The sequence below is a fragment of the Peribacillus sp. genome, from assembly GCF_059453735.1.
This window is the reverse complement of the sequence record NZ_JAZVJO010000328.1, coordinates 1-2,523: the sequence shown is the minus strand read 5'-3', so window position 1 is coordinate 2,523 and position 2,523 is coordinate 1. Positions and strand designations below refer to the sequence as shown.

Annotated in this window: 2 protein-coding genes and 1 pseudogene; all 3 read left to right on the top strand. The window is 42.3% G+C overall.

Annotated features, from left to right (window positions below; all coding sequences use genetic code 11):
• A pseudogene (locus AC52RT_RS10360) lies at nucleotides 1-434 on the top strand (hypothetical protein); the annotation flags it as partial.
• The gene (locus AC52RT_RS10355) at nucleotides 424-1,389 is read left to right on the top strand and encodes a phosphotransferase (RefSeq protein WP_495540673.1); all 966 of its coding nucleotides are present in this window, start codon (nucleotides 424-426) and stop codon (nucleotides 1,387-1,389) included. The pseudogene AC52RT_RS10360 and the gene AC52RT_RS10355, both read left to right, overlap by 11 nt.
• Before the next feature lie 92 nt (nucleotides 1,390-1,481).
• Nucleotides 1,482-2,114, top strand: coding sequence for a YhcN/YlaJ family sporulation lipoprotein (locus AC52RT_RS10350; protein ID WP_495540672.1), 633 nt, complete (start codon nucleotides 1,482-1,484; stop codon nucleotides 2,112-2,114).
• Nucleotides 2,115-2,523: the final 409 nt, after the last annotated feature.

Here is a 2,523-nt window from a genome sequence, read left to right as displayed (position 1 = left end):
ATCCATATGGCCAGCAACCATTCGGAGGCCAACAAGGAAATCCATATGGCCAGCAACCATTCGGAGGCCAACAAGGAAATCCATATGGCCAGCAACCATTCGGAGGCCAACAAGGAAATCCATATGGCCAACAACCATTCGGAGGTCAGCAAGGAAATCCATATGGCCAGCAACCATTTGGAGGCCAGCAGAGGAATCCATATGACCAATCGTTCGGTGGGCCGCGGGGTCCGTATGGCCAACCATTTGGGGGGCAACAAAGAATTCCGTATGGTCAGCAACAGATGATGAATGGCGATCAAGGCCTTGGAGGCGGAATTCCATTTGGTGAGCTGCCTTATGGAGGACGGAATTTTGATCAGCAAATGCCAAGTGTTCAAGCGCCGCTGCATTCTGGCTATCCAACCTACGCCGATGAAAGCGATGGCTACTAACCAACGAGGGGACAGTGTTTTCTACACTCGTCTCTTTTCTTATTTAAAAAACAGCGGGTTCCGGCCAGAAAAGATTCAGCACGTAAATGGGGATGTTCATCTAATTCGCAGCGAAAATAAATTTTTGATTATTAAAGGCTTTTCTAATTACCGAAAATGGGAGAGCCAAGAAATTTTAACGTCGGTTATTAAAAAAAATGGGTTTAACAGTACGTATCGGATGTTAGCAGATGAACGGCCATTTGATTACGAAAACAAGGTATACGCAGGAATTGAGTATTTACCACCCGCGAAGACGTCCTTTAATTACCGCAATGATAAAAATCGTCAAAACGGTTTGGAGGTACTTGATCAATTTCATCGGTCATCAGCCCATGCACTGCCAAATTTGAAAAGCGGCATTCCTTTGTTTGATCAGCATATAAAGTGGCATGAGCGTCTGCTCTTATTTAAAGAAAATCTGTCCGTTATTCGTGAATATGTAGAGGAATCAATTTTAGACAGTTGGATTCGGTGGGCAGAATGGTCACTGTCAGGGCTGCAGGCATACGAACGTTTGTTATACAGCGAAAATAGTGTGGTCATTCATGGTGACTGTGCCCATCATAATTTTTTACGGAAGCAGAACGGAGAACTGACCTTAATTGATTTCGATTTAATTAGTGAAGCACCGCCGATTATCGATTTTTTACAATATGCCAATCGGATTCTACCTCACTTGAATAATCCCGAAGAAACGCTTTGGAGTTATCCGGAATTAAAGAAATACCGTCATAATCGTGCGTTCTTATATGCGTTGATTTATCCTGCAGATATTTTTCGAGAGTGGAACCGAATCGTGAAAGAAGAGGGATACCATCATTCTAAACGGCTGCATTCTGTTTGGAAATTGACAGTAGAAAATTATCCGAAGCGTATGAAATTTAATCGAAGCATCGTGAAGCTGCTTTCCTAAAATGGTGCGAACTGTCAGAGTAAAAACCCCCTTTACTTAAGATGCTATAAAGGCAGGTGCGAATCCTGCCTCTAAGCGAAGGGGGTTTGTTGATGCGGAGAAAAATCTTACTACCGATTACAGTGTTTGCAGTAACCTTGACTGGGTGTTCAGCGAGTGATAATCAGGCTGGGGAAAACGAAAACACCAATACAGTTGAGTCGGGGTATCATTCGACAGAGAAAGATAACTTGGTGCGGAAAATTAGTCATGATGCACCGATGTCGAGATTAGGGGATCAATCAACAGATCAACGAGGGATGTTTTATCACGATAACGACTACAGCAGGAACGATCGAAATTATCACAAGCATGATGGGGAACCAATAAAAGCTAGGTCCATGTATTACACAGCCTATGATGGCAGACTCGTTGAAAAAATTAGACAAAAGGCGAATAAAGTCAGGCATGTAGTGGATTCCCGTGCTGTAAGTACGAGTAATGGAATCTTTCTCGCGCTCAGTCTGGATGATTACACCCAAGCAGAACAAGTCACAGAAAATGTTAGAAACGAAGTGCAAACAATAATCGGAAATAGAACTCTGCATATCGTAGCTAACAACAATAATTACCACAGTACCATCAATGTCGATAATCGCCTGCGCAGCGGACTCCCAATCGATATGAGCCATTTAAAAATGGAAGACTTCTACAGAATGAACCATACCCCGCAAAATAGAGAGTAAAAAAGATTGTAGAGAAAAAGTACCTTTTTCTCTACAATCTTTTTTTGTGTGAAGAGTTATGAGAGCTTAAACATGCCGAACGAGTTGCTGCGCTGATAGTGTGCAAAAAACCAGAATAAGTGTGCAAAGCCGACGGATTACTGTGCAGATGAAGTGTAAATCTGTGCAGAACTAATCAAAAAGTGTGCATATCCAGCTATTTACTGTGCAAAAGAATTCTGGAGTACAGTGAAGGCAAGGTAAGCCGGGGTTGTTAGGTCATTAATTAGGATCAAAGAATTAAAAGCAAGATACTCATTTTCATCAAACATGCTGAACTAGTTGTTGCGCTGATAGTGTGCAAAAAACTGGAATAAGTGTGCAAAGCCGACGGATTACTGTGCAGATGAAGTGTAAATCTGTGCAGAAC

Bases quoted from the DNA above. Each gene is read 5' to 3' on its own strand.
- AC52RT_RS10355 (WP_495540673.1), top strand. From the start codon at position 424: ATGGCTACTAACCAACGAGGGGACAGTGTTTTCTACACTCGTCTCTTT.
- AC52RT_RS10350 (WP_495540672.1), top strand. From the start codon at position 1,482: ATGCGGAGAAAAATCTTACTACCGATTACAGTGTTTGCAGTAACCTTG.